The 23,233-nt window shown below is 39.5% G+C and carries 23 protein-coding genes; 11 read left to right on the top strand and 12 right to left on the bottom strand.

Features of this window, described 5'->3' with window-relative positions; translation table 11 throughout:
* Positions 1 to 11 precede the first annotated feature (11 nt).
* From CYAN7822_RS24820 to CYAN7822_RS36055, 3 genes are all read left to right on the top strand, one after another.
* A complete protein-coding gene (locus CYAN7822_RS24820; RefSeq protein WP_013325008.1) occupies positions 12 to 713 on the top strand; it encodes a glutathione S-transferase N-terminal domain-containing protein in 702 nt (233 codons plus the stop codon).
* A 176-nt stretch (positions 714 to 889) separates the two neighbouring features.
* Positions 890 to 1,279, top strand: a complete 390-nt coding sequence (locus CYAN7822_RS24815) for a DNA methyltransferase (RefSeq protein ID WP_041933382.1) — start codon at positions 890 to 892, stop codon at positions 1,277 to 1,279.
* Positions 1,213 to 1,392: a Bpu10I family restriction endonuclease gene (locus CYAN7822_RS36055; protein ID WP_083786940.1), complete on the top strand. Its 180-nt coding sequence runs from the start codon at positions 1,213 to 1,215 to the stop codon at positions 1,390 to 1,392. The genes CYAN7822_RS24815 and CYAN7822_RS36055 overlap by 67 nt, the downstream gene beginning before the upstream one ends.
* Before the next feature lie 126 nt (positions 1,393 to 1,518).
* On the opposite strand, the gene CYAN7822_RS24810 is transcribed toward CYAN7822_RS36055, so the two are convergent.
* From CYAN7822_RS24810 to CYAN7822_RS24800, 3 genes are all read right to left on the bottom strand, one after another.
* Positions 1,519 to 2,490, bottom strand: a complete 972-nt coding sequence (locus CYAN7822_RS24810) for a heme o synthase (RefSeq protein ID WP_013325007.1) — start codon at positions 2,488 to 2,490, stop codon at positions 1,519 to 1,521.
* Positions 2,491 to 2,585: 95 nt separating this feature from the next.
* A complete protein-coding gene (locus CYAN7822_RS24805) occupies positions 2,586 to 3,509 on the bottom strand; it encodes a COX15/CtaA family protein (protein ID WP_013325006.1) in 924 nt (307 codons plus the stop codon).
* A gap of 382 nt (positions 3,510 to 3,891) precedes the next feature.
* Positions 3,892 to 4,353: a hypothetical protein gene (locus CYAN7822_RS24800; RefSeq protein WP_013325005.1), complete on the bottom strand. Its 462-nt coding sequence runs from the start codon at positions 4,351 to 4,353 to the stop codon at positions 3,892 to 3,894.
* Between the two features lie 64 nt (positions 4,354 to 4,417).
* Between CYAN7822_RS24800 and CYAN7822_RS24795 the strand changes: the two genes are divergently transcribed.
* Positions 4,418 to 5,251: an alpha/beta hydrolase gene (locus CYAN7822_RS24795; protein WP_013325004.1), complete on the top strand. Its 834-nt coding sequence runs from the start codon at positions 4,418 to 4,420 to the stop codon at positions 5,249 to 5,251.
* A gap of 54 nt (positions 5,252 to 5,305) precedes the next feature.
* Here CYAN7822_RS24795 and CYAN7822_RS24790 read toward each other — a convergent pair whose 3' ends face one another.
* Positions 5,306 to 6,961 (bottom strand): alpha-amylase family glycosyl hydrolase, encoded by a 1,656-nt coding sequence (locus CYAN7822_RS24790; RefSeq protein WP_013325003.1) that lies wholly within the window; start codon positions 6,959 to 6,961, stop codon positions 5,306 to 5,308.
* 360 nt (positions 6,962 to 7,321) lie between these two features.
* Here CYAN7822_RS24790 and CYAN7822_RS24785 point away from each other — a divergent pair, with 360 nt between their 5' ends.
* Positions 7,322 to 8,725, top strand: coding sequence for a lysophospholipid acyltransferase family protein (locus CYAN7822_RS24785; protein WP_013325002.1), 1,404 nt, complete (start codon positions 7,322 to 7,324; stop codon positions 8,723 to 8,725).
* A 1-nt stretch (position 8,726) separates the two neighbouring features.
* On the opposite strand, the gene CYAN7822_RS24780 is transcribed toward CYAN7822_RS24785, so the two are convergent.
* A complete protein-coding gene (locus tag CYAN7822_RS24780) occupies positions 8,727 to 9,227 on the bottom strand; it encodes a GNAT family N-acetyltransferase (RefSeq protein ID WP_013325001.1) in 501 nt (166 codons plus the stop codon).
* The gene (locus CYAN7822_RS24775; protein ID WP_013325000.1) at positions 9,224 to 9,580 is read right to left on the bottom strand and encodes a type II toxin-antitoxin system TacA family antitoxin; all 357 of its coding nucleotides are present in this window, start codon (positions 9,578 to 9,580) and stop codon (positions 9,224 to 9,226) included. The genes CYAN7822_RS24780 and CYAN7822_RS24775 overlap by 4 nt, the downstream gene beginning before the upstream one ends.
* 429 nt (positions 9,581 to 10,009) lie before the next feature.
* Here CYAN7822_RS24775 and CYAN7822_RS24770 point away from each other — a divergent pair, with 429 nt between their 5' ends.
* The gene (locus tag CYAN7822_RS24770) at positions 10,010 to 12,727 is read left to right on the top strand and encodes an MGH1-like glycoside hydrolase domain-containing protein (RefSeq protein ID WP_013324999.1); all 2,718 of its coding nucleotides are present in this window, start codon (positions 10,010 to 10,012) and stop codon (positions 12,725 to 12,727) included.
* Positions 12,728 to 12,947: 220 nt separating this feature from the next.
* Here the strand turns inward: CYAN7822_RS24770 and CYAN7822_RS24765 are convergent, their stop codons facing one another.
* The 3 genes from CYAN7822_RS24765 to CYAN7822_RS24755 are packed head-to-tail and all read right to left on the bottom strand — an operon-like array spanning position 12,948 to position 16,031.
* The gene (locus CYAN7822_RS24765; protein ID WP_013324998.1) at positions 12,948 to 14,270 is read right to left on the bottom strand and encodes a protein kinase domain-containing protein; all 1,323 of its coding nucleotides are present in this window, start codon (positions 14,268 to 14,270) and stop codon (positions 12,948 to 12,950) included.
* Positions 14,267 to 15,259 carry a PP2C family serine/threonine-protein phosphatase gene (locus CYAN7822_RS24760; protein ID WP_013324997.1) on the bottom strand — a complete coding sequence of 331 codons (993 nt, stop codon included), beginning with the start codon at positions 15,257 to 15,259 and terminating at the stop codon, positions 14,267 to 14,269. Before CYAN7822_RS24760 ends, CYAN7822_RS24765 begins: the two co-directional genes overlap by 4 nt.
* A 16-nt stretch (positions 15,260 to 15,275) precedes the next feature.
* The gene (locus CYAN7822_RS24755) at positions 15,276 to 16,031 is read right to left on the bottom strand and encodes a vWA domain-containing protein (protein ID WP_013324996.1); all 756 of its coding nucleotides are present in this window, start codon (positions 16,029 to 16,031) and stop codon (positions 15,276 to 15,278) included.
* Positions 16,032 to 16,252: 221 nt separating this feature from the next.
* On the opposite strand from CYAN7822_RS24755, the gene CYAN7822_RS24750 reads away from it, so the two are divergent.
* Positions 16,253 to 17,221 (top strand): protein phosphatase 2C domain-containing protein, encoded by a 969-nt coding sequence (locus tag CYAN7822_RS24750; protein ID WP_157871844.1) that lies wholly within the window; start codon positions 16,253 to 16,255, stop codon positions 17,219 to 17,221.
* Positions 17,222 to 17,328: 107 nt separating this feature from the next.
* Here the strand turns inward: CYAN7822_RS24750 and CYAN7822_RS24745 are convergent, their stop codons facing one another.
* From CYAN7822_RS24745 to CYAN7822_RS24735, 3 genes are all read right to left on the bottom strand, one after another.
* Positions 17,329 to 18,792, bottom strand: a complete 1,464-nt coding sequence (locus tag CYAN7822_RS24745; RefSeq protein WP_013324994.1) for an MFS transporter — start codon at positions 18,790 to 18,792, stop codon at positions 17,329 to 17,331.
* Between the two features lie 88 nt (positions 18,793 to 18,880).
* On the bottom strand, positions 18,881 to 19,201 hold the full coding sequence (locus tag CYAN7822_RS24740; RefSeq protein ID WP_013324993.1) for a hypothetical protein: 321 nt from the start codon (positions 19,199 to 19,201) through the stop codon (positions 18,881 to 18,883).
* Positions 19,202 to 19,318: 117 nt separating this feature from the next.
* Positions 19,319 to 19,519 (bottom strand): hypothetical protein, encoded by a 201-nt coding sequence (locus CYAN7822_RS24735; protein WP_013324992.1) that lies wholly within the window; start codon positions 19,517 to 19,519, stop codon positions 19,319 to 19,321.
* A 316-nt stretch (positions 19,520 to 19,835) separates the two neighbouring features.
* Here CYAN7822_RS24735 and cysE point away from each other — a divergent pair, with 316 nt between their 5' ends.
* From cysE to CYAN7822_RS24715, 4 genes are all read left to right on the top strand, one after another.
* Positions 19,836 to 20,603, top strand: a complete 768-nt coding sequence (gene cysE, locus CYAN7822_RS24730) for a serine O-acetyltransferase (protein ID WP_013324991.1) — start codon at positions 19,836 to 19,838, stop codon at positions 20,601 to 20,603.
* A gap of 840 nt (positions 20,604 to 21,443) precedes the next feature.
* On the top strand, positions 21,444 to 22,082 hold the full coding sequence (gene rplC, locus CYAN7822_RS24725) for a 50S ribosomal protein L3 (RefSeq protein ID WP_013324989.1): 639 nt from the start codon (positions 21,444 to 21,446) through the stop codon (positions 22,080 to 22,082).
* A gap of 142 nt (positions 22,083 to 22,224) precedes the next feature.
* On the top strand, positions 22,225 to 22,857 hold the full coding sequence (gene rplD / locus CYAN7822_RS24720) for a 50S ribosomal protein L4 (RefSeq protein WP_013324988.1): 633 nt from the start codon (positions 22,225 to 22,227) through the stop codon (positions 22,855 to 22,857).
* Entirely contained in the window at positions 22,850 to 23,173 is a 324-nt protein-coding gene (locus CYAN7822_RS24715; RefSeq protein ID WP_013324987.1) for a 50S ribosomal protein L23, read from the top strand. The genes rplD and CYAN7822_RS24715 overlap by 8 nt, the downstream gene beginning before the upstream one ends.
* Positions 23,174 to 23,233 lie beyond the last annotated feature (60 nt).

Below are 23,233 nucleotides of genomic sequence, written 5' to 3'. Positions count from 1 at the left end.
ATATAACCATCATGACACAACCCATTGACCTTTATTACTGGCCAACCCCCAACGGGCAAAAAATCAGCATTATGCTAGAAGAAACCGAGTTACCTTATCAGGCAATTCCTGTTAATATTGGTGCCGGTGATCAATTTAAACCCGAATTTTTAGCCATTAATCCTAATAATAAAATACCTGCCATTGTTGACCCTAACGGCCCTGATGGTGAACCGATTACATTATTTGAGTCAGGCGCAATTCTACTGTATTTAGCTGAGAAAACCGGCCAATTTCTCGGGAAAAATGCCCGGGAACGCTACCTAGTAACTCAGTGGTTAATGTTTCAAATGGGAGGCATTGGGCCTATGTTAGGTCAAGCTCATCATTTCCGTCTATATGCCCCTGAAAAAATTGCTTATGGCATCGAACGTTATACCAATGAGACAACTCGACTTTATCGTGTTCTGGATAAAAGATTAGCCGAGGTTGAGTATGTAGCGGGGGATTATTCTATTGCTGATATGGCTATTTTTCCTTGGATAGTTCCCTATAAAAGTCAGGGGCAAGATTTAGCGGCTTATCCTCATCTTAAACGCTGGTTTGATACTATCTCCCAAAGAGCGGCTGTACAGCGTGGGTTAGCACTTCTTAAACAAGAACAACGAGCTAATCCCATTGATGATAAAACCCGAGAGATATTATTTGGCAATCGTCAATTACAGCAACAATAATTATCATTAATTAATGACAATTTCATCCCCTCTAAAAAGCACTTCTGAGTTTTGGAAAATTTTAGAGGGGATAACTCTGACTAGACAGCCGCTTAATAAGCTAGTATCATTAATGAAGATACTTTTGTCTCAAAAATTGCTCTTTTCCTAATTTTTAAAAATATATTGTGTGTAATATGTTTGATGTGTGGTACCAAAAAAAAAGACAACTAAAGATAAAACCAAGAGCCTTTACAGAACCCCTACCCCAAGACATTTTAAATATTGAACAAAAAAAACGCTCTAATTTATTTACATGGAGAGGACAATTTTCACCTCAATTAATTGAGAATTTATTATTAACCTATTGTCCAAGGGAAGCAACTATTCTCGATCCTTTTTCTGGGAGTGGAACAGTTTTATATGAATCTGGATGTTTTGGACTAAAAGCTTATGGATGTGAAATTAATCCGGCTGCCTGGATTTTTAGCCGCACTTATGAAATGATGGTTCTTCAAATATTCGTCAAGAGTATAGAACTCCAGAATCTCGCAGACAATATCGACAGCAATATTCAGACTTTTTAGATACTTCAAAATACTATGCTGATGTTTTTCAACGTATGATTGATAAAATTCAACATCTTGTTGATGATACAAATCCTAGCCCAGAGAAAGTCTTGCAACAGGGACACTTTTGAGAAAATCAATCGGTTAGATTAAAGCTATTAAATTAAAAATACAAATAAACACAGATCAATCACCTCAATCTGTGCTTATCTAGGAACCTATTAAAAACTTGTAAGCGGCTCGATCTCTAGAGGAAGCTAGTGCATAGCAATCAAACTCAGCAAAGTATTGAAATTATCCCCCAAAGCCGCCATCATCTGATGAGTTGCCGGTAAGCTATCTACTACCATTCCTGTACACAGAAGCATCATATAAAGAATGGAATACTTAAACAGAGATCGCGCTAATTGGTTATCGTGAGGATTTTGTTTCAACTGCCAAGCTTTGTAAATAAAAATCCCGCCTAACAATAGGGCAATGAGGGTATAAATTACACCTGAAGCGGCTAAAGGATAAACCAACACCAGACTGAAAGGCACAACAATCAGCGTATAAATCCAAATTTGGCGTACTGTTGACTCTTCTCCTTCTACGACAGGCATCATCGGCACATTTACTTGAGCATAATCATCCTTAATCATCAATGCCAATGCCCAAAAATGAGGAGGAGTCCAGAGAAAGATAATGGCAAATAACGCCCATGCTGCCCAACTTAGCTCACCTGTTACCGCAGCCCAACCTACCAGAGGAGGAATTGAACCGGCTGCCCCACCGATGACAATATTTTGGGGGCTGTGACGTTTCAGCATATGAGTGTAGATCAGCATATAAAATGCTATGCCAGACATCGCCAGTAGGGCACTAGCCATATTCACAAACACCACAAACAGGGTAAAAGAAAGAACAGCTAGGATAATGGCAAAAATCAGGGCATGAAGGGGTCTAACTCGCCCGGAAGGAATGGGACGGGCGCGAGTCCGCAACATAGCATAATCAATATCTTGATCATAAATACAATTGAGGGTTTGAGCGGATGCGGCGGCTAAAGTTCCCCCCAACAAAGTGACGAAAAGCAATAGGGGATCTACCTGTCCATGAGAAGCTATCCACATTGCGGCTGCCGTCGTAATCAGCAACAAAGGAATAATTCTCGGTTTCGTTAATAAATAGTAACTTTTGATGACTTGCAAAAAGTTTGCATTGCGACGTATGACATTTGTACCAATCATTATTTACACCAAGGTAGTTAGTGGGTAAGGGCGTTCTTTCTTGCGCCCGTTAACAGTTGTGAATTGGCAGGGTAGCTCATAAAAAGTGCCCTTAATCAGCTTTTTGTGGCTAAAAGGACGCGATCACGTAGAGAGAAAACCGTAAAAGCTACTAAAACAGCTAGGAGGGTTGCGCCTACCGTATGATGAGCAACCGTTAGCGGTTCAACTTGTAGATGTAAGCGCAGGGTAGCAACCCCGAGGAAAACTTGGAATGCTACAATTCCGGCCGCAGTATAAGCTAAGTTTTTCAAAACAGGGTGAAGGGCAGCAGTCCGCCAAGCTAAAATTGCTAATATTAACGTGCCGCCTGTAGCGGGAATCACTCCAAGAAGATGACTATTCATTACAACACAAAGTTCAGAACCGCCTAAGCACTGATGCACGGCCCAACGAGAAGCCACTAAACCCCCCATCAAGCTTTGCACATAAATTAACAGTGCCGCTATTAATCCTACCCAGGATAACTTACCGGCTGTTCCGTTCCCTTGATAAGGAGTGAGCATCGTAGCAATGACTACTAGGCTGCATAAGAATAACATAGCGGCTCCCAAATGGGCAGTCACAATATCAAATCTGAGCAACTGAGTAACCGTTAAGCCGCCCAAAACCCCTTGAAAGACAATCAATCCCAGGGCTAACGTACAAGCAGGGGGAAGCCATTTGGGGAGTGAAGTCCGATACCACCAAGATAAACCCACCAAGGCCATCGTACTCATGCCAATCAAAGCCGCATCAAGGCGATGAAACCACTCTAGAAACACTTGTAAGTTCATCTGTTGAGAGGGGATCAGTTGTCCGTAGCATAAAGGCCAATCCGGACAAGCTAAACCGGCGTTCATGACTCGCGTAGCACTGCCTACTGCCATTAATAACACAGTAGCAATGGCAATTTTCCAAACCAACCAGCGCATCCATTTTTGGATTTTTGCGCTATCGGGTTGAATAGTAATCTGACGTTGAAGAATCGACTCGGTCATAATTTCAAAATGACTTTTTCTCGTAAACTTAACTTATTGATTGAGTCTTGTCTCTCTCTTAAGCTATTCACTGTCAGATCCTAGCTAAGACTTTTCTGTTTTAATGTTAATAAACTTACCACTCGGGTTATTCTACAGATTTGGTTAAGATTTTTGTTACACAAATTTACATTTTCTTCAGGTTTTCGGGTTTCATTTTTGTCTTATACCCTTTTCCCTTTTGTTGAGTAAAATATTTATTTTTTCTTTAGAAATTATTTGCCGATTGGATGTTATCTCAGCTTTCTATTAAAAAACATTAAAAAAATAAGGAATTATGAGCATCTTTATTGGCCAGGAGGCTAAAAAAGCAATAGAAGCGGGGAAATTATTCAAATAAAATCTATTTTTCGAGAGCAATTTCTAAAAGGTTTACTTGCAAAATAATCTGATCTCCATATTCAATTTTAGGAATAAGAGGGGCAAGAATTTCTACAGTATATCGGTCTTGAAAATGACCAATTTTAGTTTCAGGATGAGGATAATAAATTAAAGCATGATAGTGAAGATTTTCAAAATAAACCCTACACTCACAAAAAGAAAAATCCTCGCTTGGATAATCCGGATTCCATTTAACCTGCTTAAAGGTATATTGGGGATTTTTAAGGGTGAAATAATGGGGATAAATAGAGACGTTTAAGGTTCCTGGGAAAAAATCCGTCAAATCTAACCCTAATGCTTTAAAAAAAGGCAGTTGCATTTCTATCGTTCCCTGCGGATAGGGACTATCCTTAGCCATTCCTGAAGCCACTTTATGGCCTTCCTTAACAACCCCTTCTAGGGTGATCCATTGTGCATTTATCATCTTTTCATTTTTTATCCCCTATTATTGATCATAACATGGTGAAGACAGTCATTTAAACACAACGATGGGCGAATATCAACAAGGGACGTTTCCCGGTGTCGGAGGAGTAGAACTATCTTATCAAAGTTGGCATCCGCCAGCCGCTCCTTGTGCAATTTTAACCATAGTACATGGATTAGGGGGTCATGGAGGATTATTTGCCAATATCATCAACTATTTACTCCCTTTAAATTATGCTATTTATACCTGTGATTTACGAGGTCATGGCCGTTCCCCAGGACAACGAGCTTATATTAACAGTTGGGATGAATTTCGTGGGGATATCGATGCTTTTCTAACCTTCATTAAACAACAAGAAGCGCATTGTCCCTGCTTTCTTTATGGCAATAGTTTAGGGGCAATCATCGTCCTTGATTATAGTCTTTCCTATCCAGACAAAATACAAGGCGTTATTGCAGCCGGTGCGCCCTTGGGACGGGTTGGGGTTTCACCGCTTAGACTGATGATAGGAAAGATTTTATCTCGTGTTTGGCCGCGTTTTAGTATTAATACTGGTATTCCCTTAAAAGCCGGTACCCGAGATCAGGAAGTCTTAAGCAATTATGTCAATGATCCTTTACGCCATACTCAAGGGACTGCTCGCTTGGCGACAGAAATGTTTGCTACTGTAAAAAAAATTCAATCTCAGACCAGTCATTTTAAAACGCCTTTGTTGTTGCTGCATGGCGGAAAAGATCATATCTCTTTACCCGAAGGAGTTCGTACTTTTTTTAGTCATGTTACCTACCCTGATAAAAAGTTTTTAGAATATTCTGAAGCCTTTCATGAGCTTCATAATGAACTCAATTATCAAGAAATCATGGCTGATTTGGTGGATTGGTTAGAAGCACATCGGTAATAAATTCAAGGGCAGGCATGGTGGCACTGCCCCCAGGAAAATTATTATCAGAAATTATTGCCACACAAAGACTTTTGCTTCGTATTCGGCCAAATCAGTGATCAGGTTATCATGACTATTTTCTACATCATAATTCATTGTCCATTCATGCCAATTGCCGTTAGCTGGAAAATTAGGCACTTCATAACCCGCGAGGAAATTATCTGAGAAATTAGCCACTACCACTATTCTAGACCCTTCATCATTCCAACGAGTATAAGCTAATACTTGAGTCTCAGGATTTTCATGGAAGAAATCAATATTAGTGGTATAAAGAGCATGATTTTGTTTTCTCAAATTAACTAACCCTTTAACGTATTCAAACAATCCTTTATTAGAATCATTTTTTAACAGAGTCCAATCAATTTTGTTAGGGTTAATTTCTTTAGGATGATAATCGCCAAACTCTTCACCCATCCAAATCATCGGCACACCGATTGCTGTCATTAGAATAGCATATCCCAGCTTAACTCGTTTAAAAGCCGCCTCATCAAAAATATTTCGGTCAGCTAATTCTAGCATCAATCTTCTATGGTCGTGATTGCCAATATAATTGACAATATTAGTGGTTCCCATATAGCCTTGACGCTTACCATCAATCACATTTTTAAGTTCTTCTAGATCAAATCTATCCCCGCAAAGATGAGGCATCATGGCATGGAAAAAGCTATCATGCCAGCAGCCATCCATTGGGCCATCTAGATTAGTAAGAGTAGGGGTATCAGGAATATGTTCAGCAATGTTATAAAAGGGTTTAGAACCCGCTACTTTTTTCGTTTCTTGAACTATCCAGTGCATGAAATCATAATTGGCAATTTGTTTGGCGGCATCGTAGCGAATTCCATCAATATGATATTCTTCAATCCAAAAACGAACCACCTCGCCGATAAACTTCCAAGCGGGTTTAACGTCTAAATTTTCGTCATAATGTTCATAATTGAATTCAGGTCCCCAGTTATTGTCAGGGTCTTTAGGGCTATGATGATACCAATAGTCATGATCAATTTGTGTCAAAGGACAAGAGGCTTCTGAATGGTTATAAATCCCATCCATAATAATCCGTATTCCTCGGGCATGACACTCATCAATCAGTTGTTTTAAGCCTTCTGTAGTGCCATAACTCGATTCTGTAGCAAAGAAATAACGAGGATTATAACCCCAACTATACTCACCCGGATATTCTTTAACTGGCATCAATTCTATGGCATTGATTCCCAATTCGCAAAGATAATCTAACTTTTCAATAACGTGCTTATATTTACCTCTTGCATAGGGGTCATCTTCGCCGCCTGAAAAGTCAGCAACGTGCATTTCATAGATGACTAATTCATGATCCGCCGGCAGAGGTTTATCATCATGTTTCCAAACGTAAGTATCAACAATTATATCTCCGTCTTTAATGCGAACAACACCCTTTTGATCGGCATCATCAATCACATCAGTGGCATAAGGATCAACAATATCAATCCATTGATCTGGTTCAACAAACCAACTTCTTGAGCGAACTCGGAACTTATATTGATAAACACCGTCTTCTAACTCAACTTTAGTCCGGAAATAGCCTTGATCATCCTTTTTCATCTGGATAGATTGCCAATCCGAAAAAGAGCCGATTAATTCAACTTCTTTATTGTAGGGTGCAAATAATTTGAATTCAATTAAGTTAGCCATATTATTTGGATGAGATTTGAAACGATAAAGATATTAATTAAATCAAGTTTCTCTTTGAGGAAAAAATAGAATCGAACTCCGTCGAGATAACTGAAATAACTACTCTAATTGTCGAAACTCAGCCGTTAAGATTCATCTATCTCGAGATGTGAATTGTAAAATGCTCTCTATTCACAAAGATATAATTTTACAGAGGAGGAGAAAATGATCAGATAGAAATACTCTTGTATTAGTTGGAGAGACGTTGTATAAACAGTCCTTACAAAATAAAAAAGGGGAAGTTAATCCCTATTTCCTATAAAACAATGGATTGGTGGGCACTACTAACAGGATAATTTATGATTTTTATTGGAAATTATTATGCACAGGGCAAAATCTAAACTCCAGTTTATTCCCCAACAGTTTAACCCAAAAGTCTTAAAACTGGCTCATGTCTTATTACCCTTCGTGTTACGCTTTCGGGTAAGGCGCTGGTTAATTGGTGGCATTACTCGCATCGAAGCGGAAAATGTAGAGACATTAGTGAAACTTTTTCAACAATTTCAGGCGGGAAAAATTCGCTTTTTAATGGCTTTTCGTCATCCTGAAGTAGAAGATCCCCTATGTATGTTATATCTCATGTCTCGCATTGTTCCAAAAGTTGCTCGTCAACTAGGTATCTCTCTAAAACTTCCTATTCATAGCCATTTTATTTATGATCGAGGAATGACTATTTGGGCAGGGAATTGGTTAGGGTGGTTTTTTTCTAGAAATGGAGGGTTTCCCATTCATCGCGGAAAACCCCTTGATCGTACTGCTTTAAAAACCGGGCGCGATATATTTGCTAATGGTCAATTTCCTTTAACAGTGGCCCCAGAAGGCGCTACCAATGGACATCATGAAGCGGTTAGTCCTTTAGAACCAGGAGTCGCACAATTTGGTTTTTGGTGTGCAGAAGATTTAATCAAAGCTAACCGTTCTGAAGAGGTTTTAATTGTGCCTGTCTGTATTCGCTATTACTATATTCAACCCCCTTGGCAAAAAATCGATCAGTTACTCGGTCAATTAGAGTCGGATAGCGGCTTACCGGTTCAACAGTTAGATCCCTCACAATTATCTCATCCCGAAGAGTTTCTATATGAACGTCTTTTTCAATTAGCTTTATATCTTTTGGATGAATTAGAAGCCTTTTACCGTCGTTTTTATCGTCAAATTATTCCCGAAATTCCCGAGGATAAAGCTTTAAATTCTAACCAAGTTTTAGCCCTCAGATTACAGAATTTATTAGATGCGGCGTTAAAAGTTGCTGAGGATTATTTTGGTTTAGCGAAACAAGGCACGATTATTGATCGCTGTCGCCGTTTAGAGGAGGCAGGATGGAATGCGATTTACCCTGAAGATATTGCTGATATAACTGCGATATCTCCTTTACAACGAGGGTTAGCAGATTGGGTTGCAGAAGAAGCTGAACTGCGGCTTAAACACATGAGGTTAGTAGAAAGTTTTGTAGCAGTAACCGGCAGTTATGTGAAAGAAAAACCGACAGCCGAAAGATTTGCCGAAACCACTTTAATTATCTTTGATTTGATGGCGCGAATTAAAGGAGTTAAAATGCCGCGTCGTCCCTGTTTAGGTAAAAGACGGGTGAAAATAACTATCGGTGAACCGATTTCTGTGAGTGAACGTTGGGAAAGTTATTCTCAAAGCCGCAAAATGGCTAAACAGGCCATTACTCATTTAACGACGGATTTACAAAAAGCTTTGGAAGAGTTAGTTAAACGTTAATTTATTCAAGCAGAGATTGAATAACACTCAAAGGAAGAAACAATTCCAATGGTCTATCTTTTAAACTGACAAATCCATAACGCTCATAGTAAATTTTAGCAGTTTCATCCTTGGCATCAACAAACAAGCCAATTCCTCCTGCGGTATCGGCTACCAGTAAAGCACGTTCCATCGCTTCTACCATTAAAATTTCACCAATTCCCTGACCTTGCCAACTTTTATCCACCGCTAAACGGGCTAATTTTACTCCAGGCACTCGTAAAGGATATTTTTTAGCAAGAGTAGGAGGCAATTTTTCTACAAGAACTTCACACAGCGTCAGGGTAAAAAAACCAATAATCTCTTCTTGAGGGCGATCACTATCAATTAAAACAAAAGTTCTAGATATTCCTTTTTGATTATGTTGACGTGCTGTCTGTTGTAAAAATTGATTAAGTGCGGTATTACCGCAGTCAAACCCTTCACGATTATGGGATTTATTTAAAAGCTCAATTTGTTTCACTGCCAAAAGTCTTTATGTCTAGAGAAAGCTTCTTTTAATCGCTGATTGGGTTCTGGAGGATTTTCTATTAAATTAAAAACTCGTTCAGCATCTTGTTCTGATAACTTGATCGTTTGTTCGGCTTCTAAAATTCTATGGGCTTCTTTGAGTGCCGCTTGTACGAGAAATTGATTTAAGGTTGCTCCTGTCAAGTCGGCGGCTTGTTGTAAAGTGGCTTTGACAGAGATGGGAATTCTCGCTGTGACTCTTGCGTCGTTTGGAGATTCGTTCATAGCGGCTATAAGTTTAATGTAATTACAGTCTATCCGAAGAGGCGGCAAAATATCACCACGAGCAAGCGGCGGCAGTTGCATACAGTGAGTGCCGCGCTATCATCAAGACCATCCTTATATTTTTACGATAGACAATAATGTTGATCAAGTTGAGCATTAATAACCTAAATTGTAGGGTGGGTTAGGCTACGCAGGCTAAAACTATTAATAGGTAGTTCTTTAGCCCGCGTTCACGCAGTGGCACGGAGCGCAGGTTTGCTCTGTTCGTATAGGTAGCGGCTTGGTACCTGAGAGCTTCTCTTGATAAGTTTTGTTAAAATTTGTCATAAAACTTTTAAGAAAGAAAAAAATATTAATTATTTTATCAATTGATTCTACCAAGTTTACTTAACAAAACCAGGCAAAAAAAAAGTTCAGAGTTAACAGTAATTAAAATTAGATTTAATAAATATAAAACTATAAAACTCTCAACAAAATTAGAAGCTAATAAGTATAGGAGTTGTAAAAAGCATGGAATCCATCAAATTAAACCAGGAAAAGTTGAGATTACAAGAAACGACTGGACAAAATACTGCTTGGAAAAAGTGGGGCCCTTATTTAAGCGAACGACAATGGGGAACAGTAAGAGAAGATTACAGCGCGACAGGGAATGCTTGGGATTATTTTAGCCACGATCAATCACGCTCTCGTGCCTATCGTTGGGGAGAAGATGGATTAGCCGGAATATCCGATGATAAACAACAACTCTGTTTTGCTCTAGCCTTGTGGAATGGGGCTGATCCAATTCTTAAAGAGCGTTTATTTGGATTGACTAACAGTGAAGGAAATCATGGGGAAGATGTCAAAGAATATTACTTCTACCTCGATAGTACCCCCACTCATTCCTATATGAAATATCTATATAAATATCCCCAAGCCGCTTATCCTTATGGTGATTTAATCGAGAAAAATCGGCAACGAAATCGCCTTGAACCCGAATATGAACTTATAGATACTGGAATATTTAATGAAGATCGCTACTTTGATGTCTTTGTCGAGTATGCTAAACAATCCCCTGAAGAAATTTTAATTCAAATTAGCGTCTGGAATCGAGGCCCTGAAACGGCAACGCTACATCTTTTACCCACTCTTTGGTTCCGCAATACCTGGTCTTGGTTTACTCAAGCTTCCATCAAACCAAACCTTAAACAACTCGACGATCATACGGTTAAAGCTTCCCATCCCATTTTAGGAGATCGATATTTATATTGTGACCGTTCAGTCCCTTTATTATTTACTGAAAACGAAACCAATAAAGAACGAATTTTTGGTATTCCCAACTCTTCCCCCTACGTAAAAGATGGCATTAACAACTATGTAATAGAAGGTAAACAAGATGGGGTTAATCCTGAAAAAGTCGGCACAAAAATGGCGGCTCATTATGTTTTAGAAATTCCTGCCGGCGGAGTACAAATCATTCAGTTACGTCTGAGTGATAGATTATTGTCTATTCAAGACAATGCTTTTGGATCAGAATTTGATTACGCCGTTTCTAGTCGCCTACAAGAAGCCGATGAATTTTATCAAGCTTTATCACCCAACCTCCCCAAGGATGCTCAAAATATAGTCAGACAAGCATTTGCCGGGATGTTATGGACAAAACAGTTTTATTACTATCCTGTAAAAAGCTGGTTAAATGAGGAAATATTACCGCCAGATTGTCAACAGCGCCACATAAATCGTAATAAAGAATGGTTTCATCTAGAAAGTTCCGATATCCTCTCCATGCCGGACAAATGGGAATATCCTTGGTTTGCCGCTTGGGATTTAGCTTTTCACTGTGTAGTCTTGGGAATGGTAGATATGGACTTTGCCAAAGATCAACTTAGACTGATGACCAATCAAGTCTATCTACATCCTAATGGACAAATACCCGCTTATGAATGGAACTTTAGTGATGTTAATCCCCCCGTGCATTGCATGGCAACTTGGCAAATTTATTTAATGGATAAGGCCAAACGAGGCGGTAAAGGGGATCGGTTGTTTTTAGAAACAATGTTTCATAAACTATTAATGAACTTTACATGGTGGGTAAATCGCAAAGATGACCTCGGTAATAATGTTTTTGAAGGCGGCTTTTTAGGCTTAGATAATATTGGGGTTTTTGATCGCAGTTCGCCTTTACCTTGTGGCGGCATGATCGAACAAGCAGATGGAACAAGTTGGATGGCGATGTTTTGCTTAGATATGCTGTCCATTGCTTTAGAATTAGCCTTAGAAAATCCGGCTTATGAAGAACTAGCTTGCAAATTCTACGAACATTTTATTTATATTGCGGCGGCTATGGATCAAATTGGCCTCAATAATGATGAATTGTGGGATGAAGATGACGGCTTTTTCTACGACGTGCTACGGTTCCCCAATGGCGATGCACAGCGCCTTAAAGTGCGCTCAATGGTGGGATTAATTCCTTTATATGCTTCGGCGGTTTTCTCTCATGAAGTTTTAGACAAATTGCCCAACTTTGCCAAGCGAATACAGTATTTTAATCAACAGAATGAAAAGCTGATGGTTAATATCAGCGATCCTCGCAAACCTGGTATTAAGGGCAAACGGTTGTTATCTCCGATTAATGAGGATAAATTGCGTCGCATTTTACAAAAAATGTTGGACGAATCCGAGTTTTTAAGTGATTATGGCATCCGCGCTTTGTCTCGCTATCATCAAGACCATCCTTATATTTTTACTGTAGGAGCTAATGTTTATCGAGTTGATTATGAACCGGCAGAGTCTTCATCGGGACTGTTTGGAGGTAATTCTAACTGGCGTGGTCCGATATGGATGCCAGTCAATGCCCTGCTAATTCAATCCTTAAGAAAAATGTATTCTTATTATGGAGATGAATTTAAAGTAGAATGTCCCACAGGATCAGGAAATTGGATGACTTTATGGCAAGTTGCTGATGAAATTAGTCATCGTTTGTGTAAGATTTTCCAGCAAAATGATCAAGGTCGTCGCCCAGTTTATGGCAATACAGAAAAGTTCCAAAACGATACTCACTGGCAGAATTTAATTCTTTTCTATGAATATTTTCATGGAGATAACGGTGCTGGTATTGGTGCAAGTCATCAGACGGGATGGACCGGTTTAGTTGCTCGGTGGTTGTTAGCTGATGCAGTGTTAAAACCGGAGGAAGCACTACAAGAAGAATATTTGTCAGTGATTTGCTCACATCTTGTACAAGTCTAAAAGATTAGACCTCTTGCACAATTTCCAACTTTTAGGCAAAAGCAAAATCAAATTCTGCAAGAGGTTTATTTTGTCTTGGGGAAAAATATCAAGCGGCAAAGTATTAAGCTAAGACGCATTTAAATTTAATAAATAAAATAGGCAAAGTCGAGCATAATTTCTGGACAAATTTAAGCTCAAAAGTCGCCCTTGCTACCCTCCCCAAAAAATCTAAATAAAATTAAGCCCTAATTTCCCCATAAGTTGAACCAAAATTAATCTTAGTTCCCATCGCCAAACTAACACTAAACCCCGGCTTAACTTGTTGAACCGTCTTATCAGCCATCGTCACCGTCCAACATTGCTCCGACAAATTTTTCAACCCCCATAAATGAGGATTTCTCGGGTGACGGTTAACCTCTGCCACAGGGTTTAAGAAATCATAACAGCGTTGTTGATCCACATGATGAGCAAAAAGCTGAGTATCATAATTCAAAATAACCACATTTCGCCCAATCCTAATTCTTGGAGGAATCAATAAATCTTCATCACAAGACCAACAATAATTAAGCCGCTTATTATGCTTCAAAGCCTCAACATCATAAAAATTTTCCGCCCCACAATAGGGACAATAAAAAATCGAATCCCGCAAACGAATCATCGCATTTCGCCATTCACTTTCTCTCACTCTCCCCTGTTCAGGGTCACGAATACCATCCGTAAAAGCTTTAATAAAAATATCTTTTAAAAACTGAGGATAAATTGACCAAAAAGCAATGGGATTATCTTGCACCCCCGCCACAGGACGATTAGACGTATCATCAGGATCAAAAATAAAAATCGGCTCTATCCCATAGAGTTTTTGCATCGCCAGAAAATCAAAACAATGAATCGCTTGCTCCCTTGCTCCTTCTAAAGGATGATGCACAAATAACATATAAAACAGCAAAATAGCCAGAGAAAATAGGTCCGTTTGAGTGGTAGGAGCCGCTTCTCCCCGCACAATTTCCGGAGCCATAAACCGAGGCGTTCCATCCACCGCTCCCGGCGTTCCATTCACATCCACATTATCATTATCACAGATCCGAATTTCCCCCGAATCCGGGTCAAAAAACACATTCCCAAAAGCAATATCCCGATAACATAACCCCTTAGAATGCAATTGATAATAACTATCTGCTAACTCAAAACCAGCCGTCGCCAAAGACCGAAAAGTCGGCTCAACCTGCCGCTTCATCAAATCTACAATGCCTTTAAAACGGGATTCGCGCAAAGGCATAATATAACCATAAGAATTACTGCCAGAGCAAAAAGCTAAATCCATTGGCCAGAGAAACCGGTCATTAGGCGCACCAAAATCAATGGCTTTTCTTAAGCGTTCTTTTTGACGGATATCGTGCTGTATCCATTGAGGAAAATACCATTTTAAAGCCATTTTTTTTCCCTCAATGTCAATTTGATAAACCTCGCCTTGGGTTCCCCCACCGAGAAACTTTTCTACTTTTCCTCTGCTTTTCAAATTTTCGCTATCAATTAAATCTCCTGGTTTTAAAAGTTGGCTCATGGGACTATCTCTGTGTTCACTGATTCTTGTTGCTTGCTCGCTTCTAAAGACGCAATCTTTTGACTGAGGGTTTCGTTTTCCTGTTGATACTCTTGCAAAGCCGCTTTCAGAATTTTTAGAGTATCTATAATGTCTCGCTCATCTAATTTTTTAATAATTCCCAAGGTAATATCATCTCCACTTCCTCCCCTTGAGGTAGCCGCCAAAAAAGTTTCTAAATCTTGAGCCACTTGCTCAGAACCTTCACTGCGAATTAACTCTAAATAATCCCGACCAATTTGGATAAAATCCGCTTCATCAGCAAAAGAATTGCTATAACCATCAGTGGCCACTAAAATCATTGGGGGAGGCTCATCTAAAGGAACGATCCGCCATCGAAAATACTGCCAAGCTTCTTTCATACAAAGCGAGTATGTTTCATTAGCAATCAGGTTTTTATCCTCAGAAAAAGGCCGCCTAATTACTCCATTGGGACTTACACAAAGAATATCTCCATCCCCCAATTGTAAATATAAAATAAAATCCTCTGTCACTAAAACCGCTAAGAGGGTAGCACCATAGGCAAGCAAAGGATTATGTTCTAGAGATTGACAGGCACTATTTCCCCCTTTTTCCCTCAGTTTAGCTATTTCTTGCTCGTTAAAAGCTTCCTGTTCTAAATGAGCGTTTACAGCCTTTCGCCAAGCCGTTACTATTTGTTTAGAGAGTTGACTTTCTTGAGCGAGTTTATCTAAACTGCTTTCAGGCTCAATCAACCCGCGCAAGCAACTAATAGCAATTTCTACCGCCAACTGAGAACCGATTTCACTGCGAAAACTCTTAGCACTGCCGTGACCATCGGAGACAGCTAAAATAAGAGGTAATTTCAGGGCAGAAGGCTGCCAAAGAGCGATTGCATCCTGATTAGGAAGATTTTGCCGCTCATGACTTGACCCTCGAACACTGGCAAAAAGAACCCGCCAATCTGTCGTTTTTTGCTTGTCCACCATAGCCTAAAATCCTGACTTACCAAATCTCATCTTCCCCGCTATCTGTCGATAACTGGGGAACGGATACCATAGGAATTACAGGCGCAGGAGCAACCGCCGTCGCTGTTGAGGCAACCGTTCTAGCCATATTGGGCTGACTCGCAGGAGAAGAAGCAGATTGAACCACCACCGTAGAGGCCCATTTAATAAATTTAATTAACGCCGCCGCATTATTGGCCTCAAGCGGCTGAAATTCAGGATGGCTAATGAATTTTTCTAAGACTTCTTTATCAGCATCTCGTCCGATAGAAATAGCAATTCTAACCGCTTTGCGTCCCCAAGGCTGATCTAATAAATCTTTCAGCCCTCTGTTAAAGTCATCCGTCGGTTGACCATCACTAATTAAAACCAACACGGGAGGCAAAGCCCGGTCTGTCATCGGTGGCATTTTTAACTGTTCGGCTACCAATGACAATGCTTTTCCCATGTCTGTCATCCCTTGTGCGGTCAAATCACTCCAAGTAAAATTATCGATAGGAGTCGCATCCGCAACGTGCCATTGCGCCCCATCGGAAAACTTAACCGCCCTAACCAGAAGTTGAGCATTAGGGTTTTCATTAGCTACCTTTCGCATCTCTGGAATAGACTCTCTAATGGCATAATTGAGCGCTTCTATTTTGCCATCAATTTCCATCGAACCTGAACAGTCACAAATCCAGAAAAAATGAAGAGGACGAGTAGCTAAGGCACCACCCGGCAGAGCGCTTTTTCTCGGTCTTTCTACATAATTCATTAGCTCTTTTCACTCCTTCACTGGTCTTAAACTTGAAATAATACTTGATAAAATTATTTGGTCTAAGAGACTTATCAGTTTTAAAAAAGTTCCTCGGTTTTAATTTTTATTACGAAAAAATAAATGCTCAACAAGAGGAACTAAGAGGAGTAAACCGCTCGTCTCTAAATAGAGAATTGATGGTCAAAAAACTGATCGAGAAACTGAGTAGGGCTGAGGGAATGGCAGAGAAACCGGAAGCACCTAAATGGCGCATTATTCAAGAAACAGTACAAGGAGCCAACCGGAAGCTTGACAATATCCCTAATCAAGATGCTATCAGCGTTTGGCAACCCTCTCCCTTAGAATTACCGCTAATTTTAGCTCTTTCAGATGGTTATAGGAGTCCTAAAAGTTTTCGCCGCCAGATGGGTTCTCAATTAGCCGTAAAAACCGCGCTCTTAATTCTTCAAGAGTTTGTTAATTATCAACCGAATTTAGATCATCTCCGCGCTTTCAATACCTTAGTCATCGATAAGTTACCTCAACAGTTGGTTACTACCTGGAAAAAAGCTGTACAACACCATTTACAAGAGCATCCTTTTTCGGTTGAAGATTTGCAAAATGTAGCCGCTAAAGAAGGCTTTTATGCTAGACAGGCACTGGAACATAACCCCTTTTTGGCTTATGGTGCTACCCTGAATGCAGTTTTAGTCACACAAGAATTTATCCTCTATTTACAGTTGGGAAATGGGGATATCATTTGTATTGACAATTACGGAGCCGTTACTCAACCTTTTCTTAAAGATGAAAGAGATGAACTAAAATCTTTGTCTTTTTCTAATGCTTGGACAGATTTTCATGTACGTTTAATTCCCCTTGCTCCCGATAAAACCCCAATGATTTTAGTGGCGACTAATAGTTATGCCGCTTCTTATCAAACCGAAGCAGAATTTTTACAAGCGGTGAAAAATTATTTATTTCAAATTCGCTCTCAAGGATGTGACACCGTTCAGAAAAATTTAAATATTCAACTCGAACAAATTTCTCAGCAAGGTAGAGGGGATGATATCTCTTTGGGAATTATTAAAAAAATTGATGACCGCGATATAGTGGATAATTTAAAACTTCTTAAACAAACTCTCGCTCAAGAACAAAATAAAACCCAAAAAATTAAGCACAAAATAGATTTTATGTCAAGAAATATTTGACGAAGAACCGGAGCCGCAAACGATTCCCCGACTAAAGATTGATCTGCTCAACCAATTTGAGGGCTAACTCAGATGAGTTACCATCAGAAACCCTCAGCAAAAATAAATCATGAATAATTTTTAGTTAATGGCTTCATTCTATCCATAAACAAGAGCAAAATAGCTGCAAAAAATAAAGTAACTCCAGAAATAATTAATGTTTTCTCAAACCCAAATACTAAAGCAGATACCGGGGCCGAAGTCAGATCAATTGAACTGCCTTGAGGAATGCGGCTTTTTGTTAAACTATCAAAAATACTGCCTAATAAAGGTACTCCTGTGGTTTGTCCAAGAGTACGAGACAAAGATAATAATCCTGATGTAATTCCTAAACGTTCCCTAGGAACTGAACCCAAAATGGCACTATTATTAGGAGATTGAAACATCCCAAAACCAATCCCATAAGGTGCAATACAAAGAATATAAACTAGGTCAGTTAATTGCTGATTAAACGTACTTACCAAACCACAACCAATGACCATTAATAATAATCCTATCAAACTAATAATCCTTTGTCCGAAACGATCTGATAAAGTCCCAGAAATCGGCGCAACAATACCCCCTAATATAGGAGATACAGCTAATAATAAACCGCTTTGTTGAGGAGAATATTTTAAAACTAATTCTAAAAAGAAAGGTAAAATAAAAATGATTCCTCCCACAACAATAAACACAAAAACAGCCGCCACTAGACTGAGACTTAAGTGAGGATTTTTGAGAATTTCTAAATCTAGCATCGGTTGTCTAATTCTACTTTCAATCCCAATAAAAATAATTAAACTAATAGCCGCTATTAAAAATAAAAGAGAAGAAGTAGCACTATTAAACCCACGATTTTGCCCCTCAGTCATGCCAATAATAAAACAAGTAAGACTCACAGTAATAAAAATCGTCCCCAACCAATCAAAGCGTTGTTTTGTAGAACTCACAGGAGAAAGCGGAACAAATCGCCACACCACAAAACTAGCAACAATACCAATAGGAACATTAACTAAAAAAATAGTGCGCCAACCCGATAACCCAATTAATAATCCTCCTACTGTAGGGCCTAAAGCAATTCCTATAGCAACAATTGCTCCAATAATTCCTAACGCGCGACCTCGTTCAGAACTCGGAAAAACTTCAGTAATAATTGCAGGCCCAAGACCCGACATAAAAACTGCCCCAAAACCTTGAAGGACACGAAAACCAATTAGAAACAAAATTGAAGGAGAAAACCCACACAAAAGAGAACTAATGGTAAATAAAATTAAGCCAATTAAATATAACTGTTTTTTGCCTAACATATCCCCTAAACGAGCCGCTCCCAGCACTAAAGCGGTCAACACTAATAAATAACTGACAACCACTAATTGAACTGTCGCGAAATTCGTTTGGAAAACCTTAACTAAAGTCGGTAAGGCAATATTAACAATACTGGTATCAATAGTCAGCATAAATACCCCCACTCCTACCCCTAACATCGCCCACCATTTGTTATTATGTGAAGGGGGTAAATTAGCAAATTCAGAAGAATTATAGTCGTTTTTCATGCAAAAACTGTATCAAAAAATATCCATAAATAAACCCAGATGAATTATATAATATAAATCTACTTATATAGCAATCTGATCTTAAATATCAATTCTCAAAAATATCATTATACAACTTATTATCGGCTTTATCTGCGTAGGCTTCCCCCCTGCTAAAGAGCGCATCTGTAAACAAAAAAATTTTAACTTCTCGATTTTTGCCGAGAAAGCAGCCATCCCAAAAAGGAAAGAGGGAGAATTCTTTTCTTTCCCCCTCTTGTTTGAATTTGATTTTTTCCTTTGTATTGTCTTTTAGTTTTTTCCGTAGCATCTGCTGTTGTTTTTTTAATTGTCGCTGTCTAGCAGAGCCGCCTTTGCCTTTGTCATTTCGTCCCTGACGGCGAGGGGATTCCCATCGTTTTAATCGCATAATCTGTTTATACTCTTAATACTGATTGTAGTATAACATAAATATTTTTGGGTGGCAAATTTTATTTTTAGGAAACTCAAAGAAGTGGAAATCCCTCCCATCAGTGCAGGTAGACTGTTAATCGCCTAAAAACCAGCTTAACAAGCCTATCAAAATGGCAATTAGGAACCAATAGCCAACCTGATCAAAAATGTGAATCCAAGAGAACAGCCAATCTAAGGCATGAAAAATAGATAAAGGAAATTCTAAAAAAATAATTGTCAACAACCACTGACTAATGAGCATCAAGGCTACAGTTGCCAAAAGTAAGCCAATCATATCTGTTTGATCACCTAAATTCCGAAAAAGTTAATTTTTATGGACAAATATATTAAATTTCCTTGCCAAATAGCAATTTACACCATAAGGTCAACATAAGAGCTATGCTCTTAAACCGATTATCTATATAGGACTTGGGGTTACCTTCAAACAAAAATTCATAAAAATTAATAAAAGTTGGAGAATAAAGCTTTTATTAAAGAATAATTTAACTGGATGTTCGGATTTTCCCCCAAAAAAAGCTCTGACAAGTTTCCCAAAGGCGATAATATAATAGAGTTTAGTGATCGATTTAACCAAACGAGGGAAACAACTCGTGCTATCTTCACTTATAATTGACTTTCGCATTATCTTCGAACGTGACCCCGCAGCCCGCAACTGGTTGGAGGTAATATTCTGTTATCCAGGGTTACAAGCCCTCGTATTTCATCGCTTCGCCCATTGGCTATATTGTATCGGCATTCCCTTCATTCCGCGTTTGATTTCTCACCTAGCCCGCTTTTTCACCGGCATAGAAATTCACCCAGGAGCGACTATCGGTAAAGGAGTCTTTATTGATCATGGTATGGGAGTGGTGATCGGAGAAACAGCCATTGTGGGAGATTATGCCCTCATTTATCAAGGCGTTACCCTTGGGGGAACCGGCAAAGAAACTGGCAAACGTCATCCTACCGTCGGAGAAAATGTCGTGGTGGGTGCAGGGGCTAAAGTTTTAGGTAATATTATGATCGGCAATAACGTCCGCATTGGTGCCGGCTCAGTCGTCTTGCGAGATGTTCCCTCAGATTGTACAGTGGTAGGGGTTCCAGGTCGTTTAGTTTACCGCTCTGGCGTTCGAGTCGATCCTCTAGAACATGGTAACTTACCTGATTCAGAAGCAACCGTTATTCGCACCTTATTAGATCGTATAGAAGCTTTAGAAAAACAAGTAGAAGAATTAAAACAAGTACAGGTGCAAAATGGCATTTTAAGTCTAGAAGATTTTGAAAACTATCATCGTCTAGAAGAATCATCAAAAGTTGTCAATGATTGTTGCCATTTAACTGACAAGGAAATTCGGGAATTTTTAGAAGGCGCGATGTAAAATCGGCTTTGATTCCTATGAAAGCGGTAAAATAAAAATAGAGAGATATCCTCTCCTGGGGAGAGGAGGAGGGCGATCATGCACGATCTTTTCTATCCTGACAGCATCACTTACCTCATCGTCAAACTCTGTGTTTTATTGTTAGCCGTTCTTGTATGGTATTTAGCAACAGGCGCACCCGTAGTTTAGCGAAGCTTTTTTCTCAGGCGTAAATTGCCAAAATTTAAGAATAAAACGACATTAGCCCGGACCCTCGGGCTAAATTAATTTAACTAACTAGAAAAGCTAAACCTTCCGCTTACTTCCAGCCCAAAGAGCCACTTAGCCATCGGCTCGACTTTTTGGGCAAAAATTTTTCGCTCAAAAACTTGATCTCGGCCTTAAAAATGATTTATACTTTATGATTGTGACCAAAAAACAGTCGCCGTTAAGCAACCTATTAGTGTAAATAGCTAAGTCTAATCTGATATGGGCAAGCCGCTCAACCTAGCCAAAGCTCATAAAAAGATTAACTCTATTCAAAACTATCCATGTAAACAAAAAAGTTACAGCTTAACCCTGTTAAGGACACTTGACATCAATAGGCAAAAAACGCTAAAAGTGTCAACGGCCACTTTAAGATACTGAGGACAACCCCCTTAAGTCTTAAAGATCAAACGCCAAACTTAGTGCTTAACTGACCTAAAATTAGGTGCGTTAAACCTCAACCCCGAGCCATTTACCAGCTAAAAAAGGTAAATACTCATCCAAGACGACCAATCAAGTGGGAAATCCCTCTCCCACCACTGATGTCGCGTCTACACAAAACACCTGTCGTTTAGTAAATAGAAGGGAAAACACGTGTCTGTTGGCATTATAGGTACAAAACTGGGAATGACCCAAATATTTGACAAAGAAACAGGAATAGCCATTCCAGTAACAGTCATTCACGCCGGGCCATGTCCAATCACCCAAATTAAAACCCCAGAAACAGATGGTTACAGTTCCATCCAAATAGGATACGGGGAAGTTAAAGAAAAAGCACTCAACAAACCCCTACTGGGACATTTAAAAAAATCCGAATCAATCCCCCTCAAAAATCTCAAAGAATATCGACTAGACAACCCCGAGCAATATCAACTCGGTGATGCCCTCAAAGTAGATATTTTTCAACCCGGAGATATAGTAGATGTAGCCGGGAAAACCATAGGAAGAGGTTTTGCCGGCTATCAAAAACGTCATAACTTTAAACGAGGATCAATGACTCACGGGTCGAAAAACCACCGCTTACCTGGGTCAACAGGCGCAGGAACCACACCCGGAAGAGTTTACCCAGGCAAAAGAATGGCAGGGCGATACGGTGGAACACAAGTCACAATCCGCAAACTAACCGTTGTACAAGTCGACCCCGAACGGAATTTAATTTTAATTAAAGGAGCCGTACCCGGCAAACCCGGAAATCTTTTAAGTATTACACCAGCCAAAAAAGTTGGAAAATAGTTATTAGTCCATAGCGCCTAGCCATTAGTCATCAGGATTAAGCGTTAAAAATCACCAAAAACGATAGCCAATAACTAATGACTAATAACTAATAACTAATGACTAATAACTAATGACCAATGACTAATAACTAATAATAACTATGGTTAACTGTGTCGTTAAAAACTGGGACGGGGATGAAGTCGGACAGACACCCCTAGAACTAAAAGTCGCCAAAGAAGAAACAGCATCCCACATCTTACATCGAGCCGTTGTTCGTCAATTAGCCAACGCCCGTCAAGGAACCGCCTCCACTAAAACCCGCTCAGAAGTAAGAGGGGGAGGACGCAAACCCTGGAGACAAAAAGGAACAGGACGAGCGAGAGCCGGTTCAAATCGTTCACCCTTATGGCGAGGCGGCGGCGTAATCTTTGGGCCCAAACCCAGAGATTACAACCTAAAAATGAACCGCAAAGAAAGAAGATTAGCCCTAAGAACCGCTCTAAATAATCAAGCCGAAAACTTAATCATCGTCGAAAACTTTGGAGAACAATTTCCCCAACCCAAAACCCGAGAATTAGCGTCAGCCCTCGCTCGTTGGGGAGTAACTGAAAAAGACAAAGTATTACTCATTCTGTCGGAAATACCAGAAAATGTGGGACTATCTGCCCGCAATATCTGTAATGTAAAGGTCATTAAAGCAGATAGCTTAAATGTTTATGACCTATTAACGGCCAGTAAACTGGTGGCTACCTCCGACGCACTAGAAAAAATCCTGGAGGTTTACAGTGGCTAAAACAGCAAAAACACAGACAAAAATTAACTCAAGAGACCTAGCTGATCTCGTTATCAAACCCATCGTTACCGAAAAAGCAACCCTGCTACTCGAACAAAACAAATATGTTTTTAACGTAGCCGATAAAGCCACCAAACCCGACATTAAAGCCGCCATCGAAAGCCTATTTAATGTCAGCGTCATCAAAGTCAATACCTTTCATCTCCCTCGCAAGAAAAAAAGAGTTGGCCGATTCATCGGTTATAAACCGCATTACAAACGAGCCATCGTAACTCTAGCCGAAGGGGATTCTATCACCCTGTTCCCTGAAGTTTAAAAAACTAAACCGCGTCAATCATCATTAGTCATCAGTTATCAGTACACAGCCCAAAAACCA

It is taken from the genome of Gloeothece verrucosa PCC 7822 (genome assembly GCF_000147335.1).
GTDB classification, from domain to species: domain Bacteria; phylum Cyanobacteriota; class Cyanobacteriia; order Cyanobacteriales; family Microcystaceae; genus Gloeothece; species Gloeothece verrucosa.
Note: the sequence above shows the minus strand (reverse complement) of the source record. Positions and strands in the feature narration are given on the sequence as shown.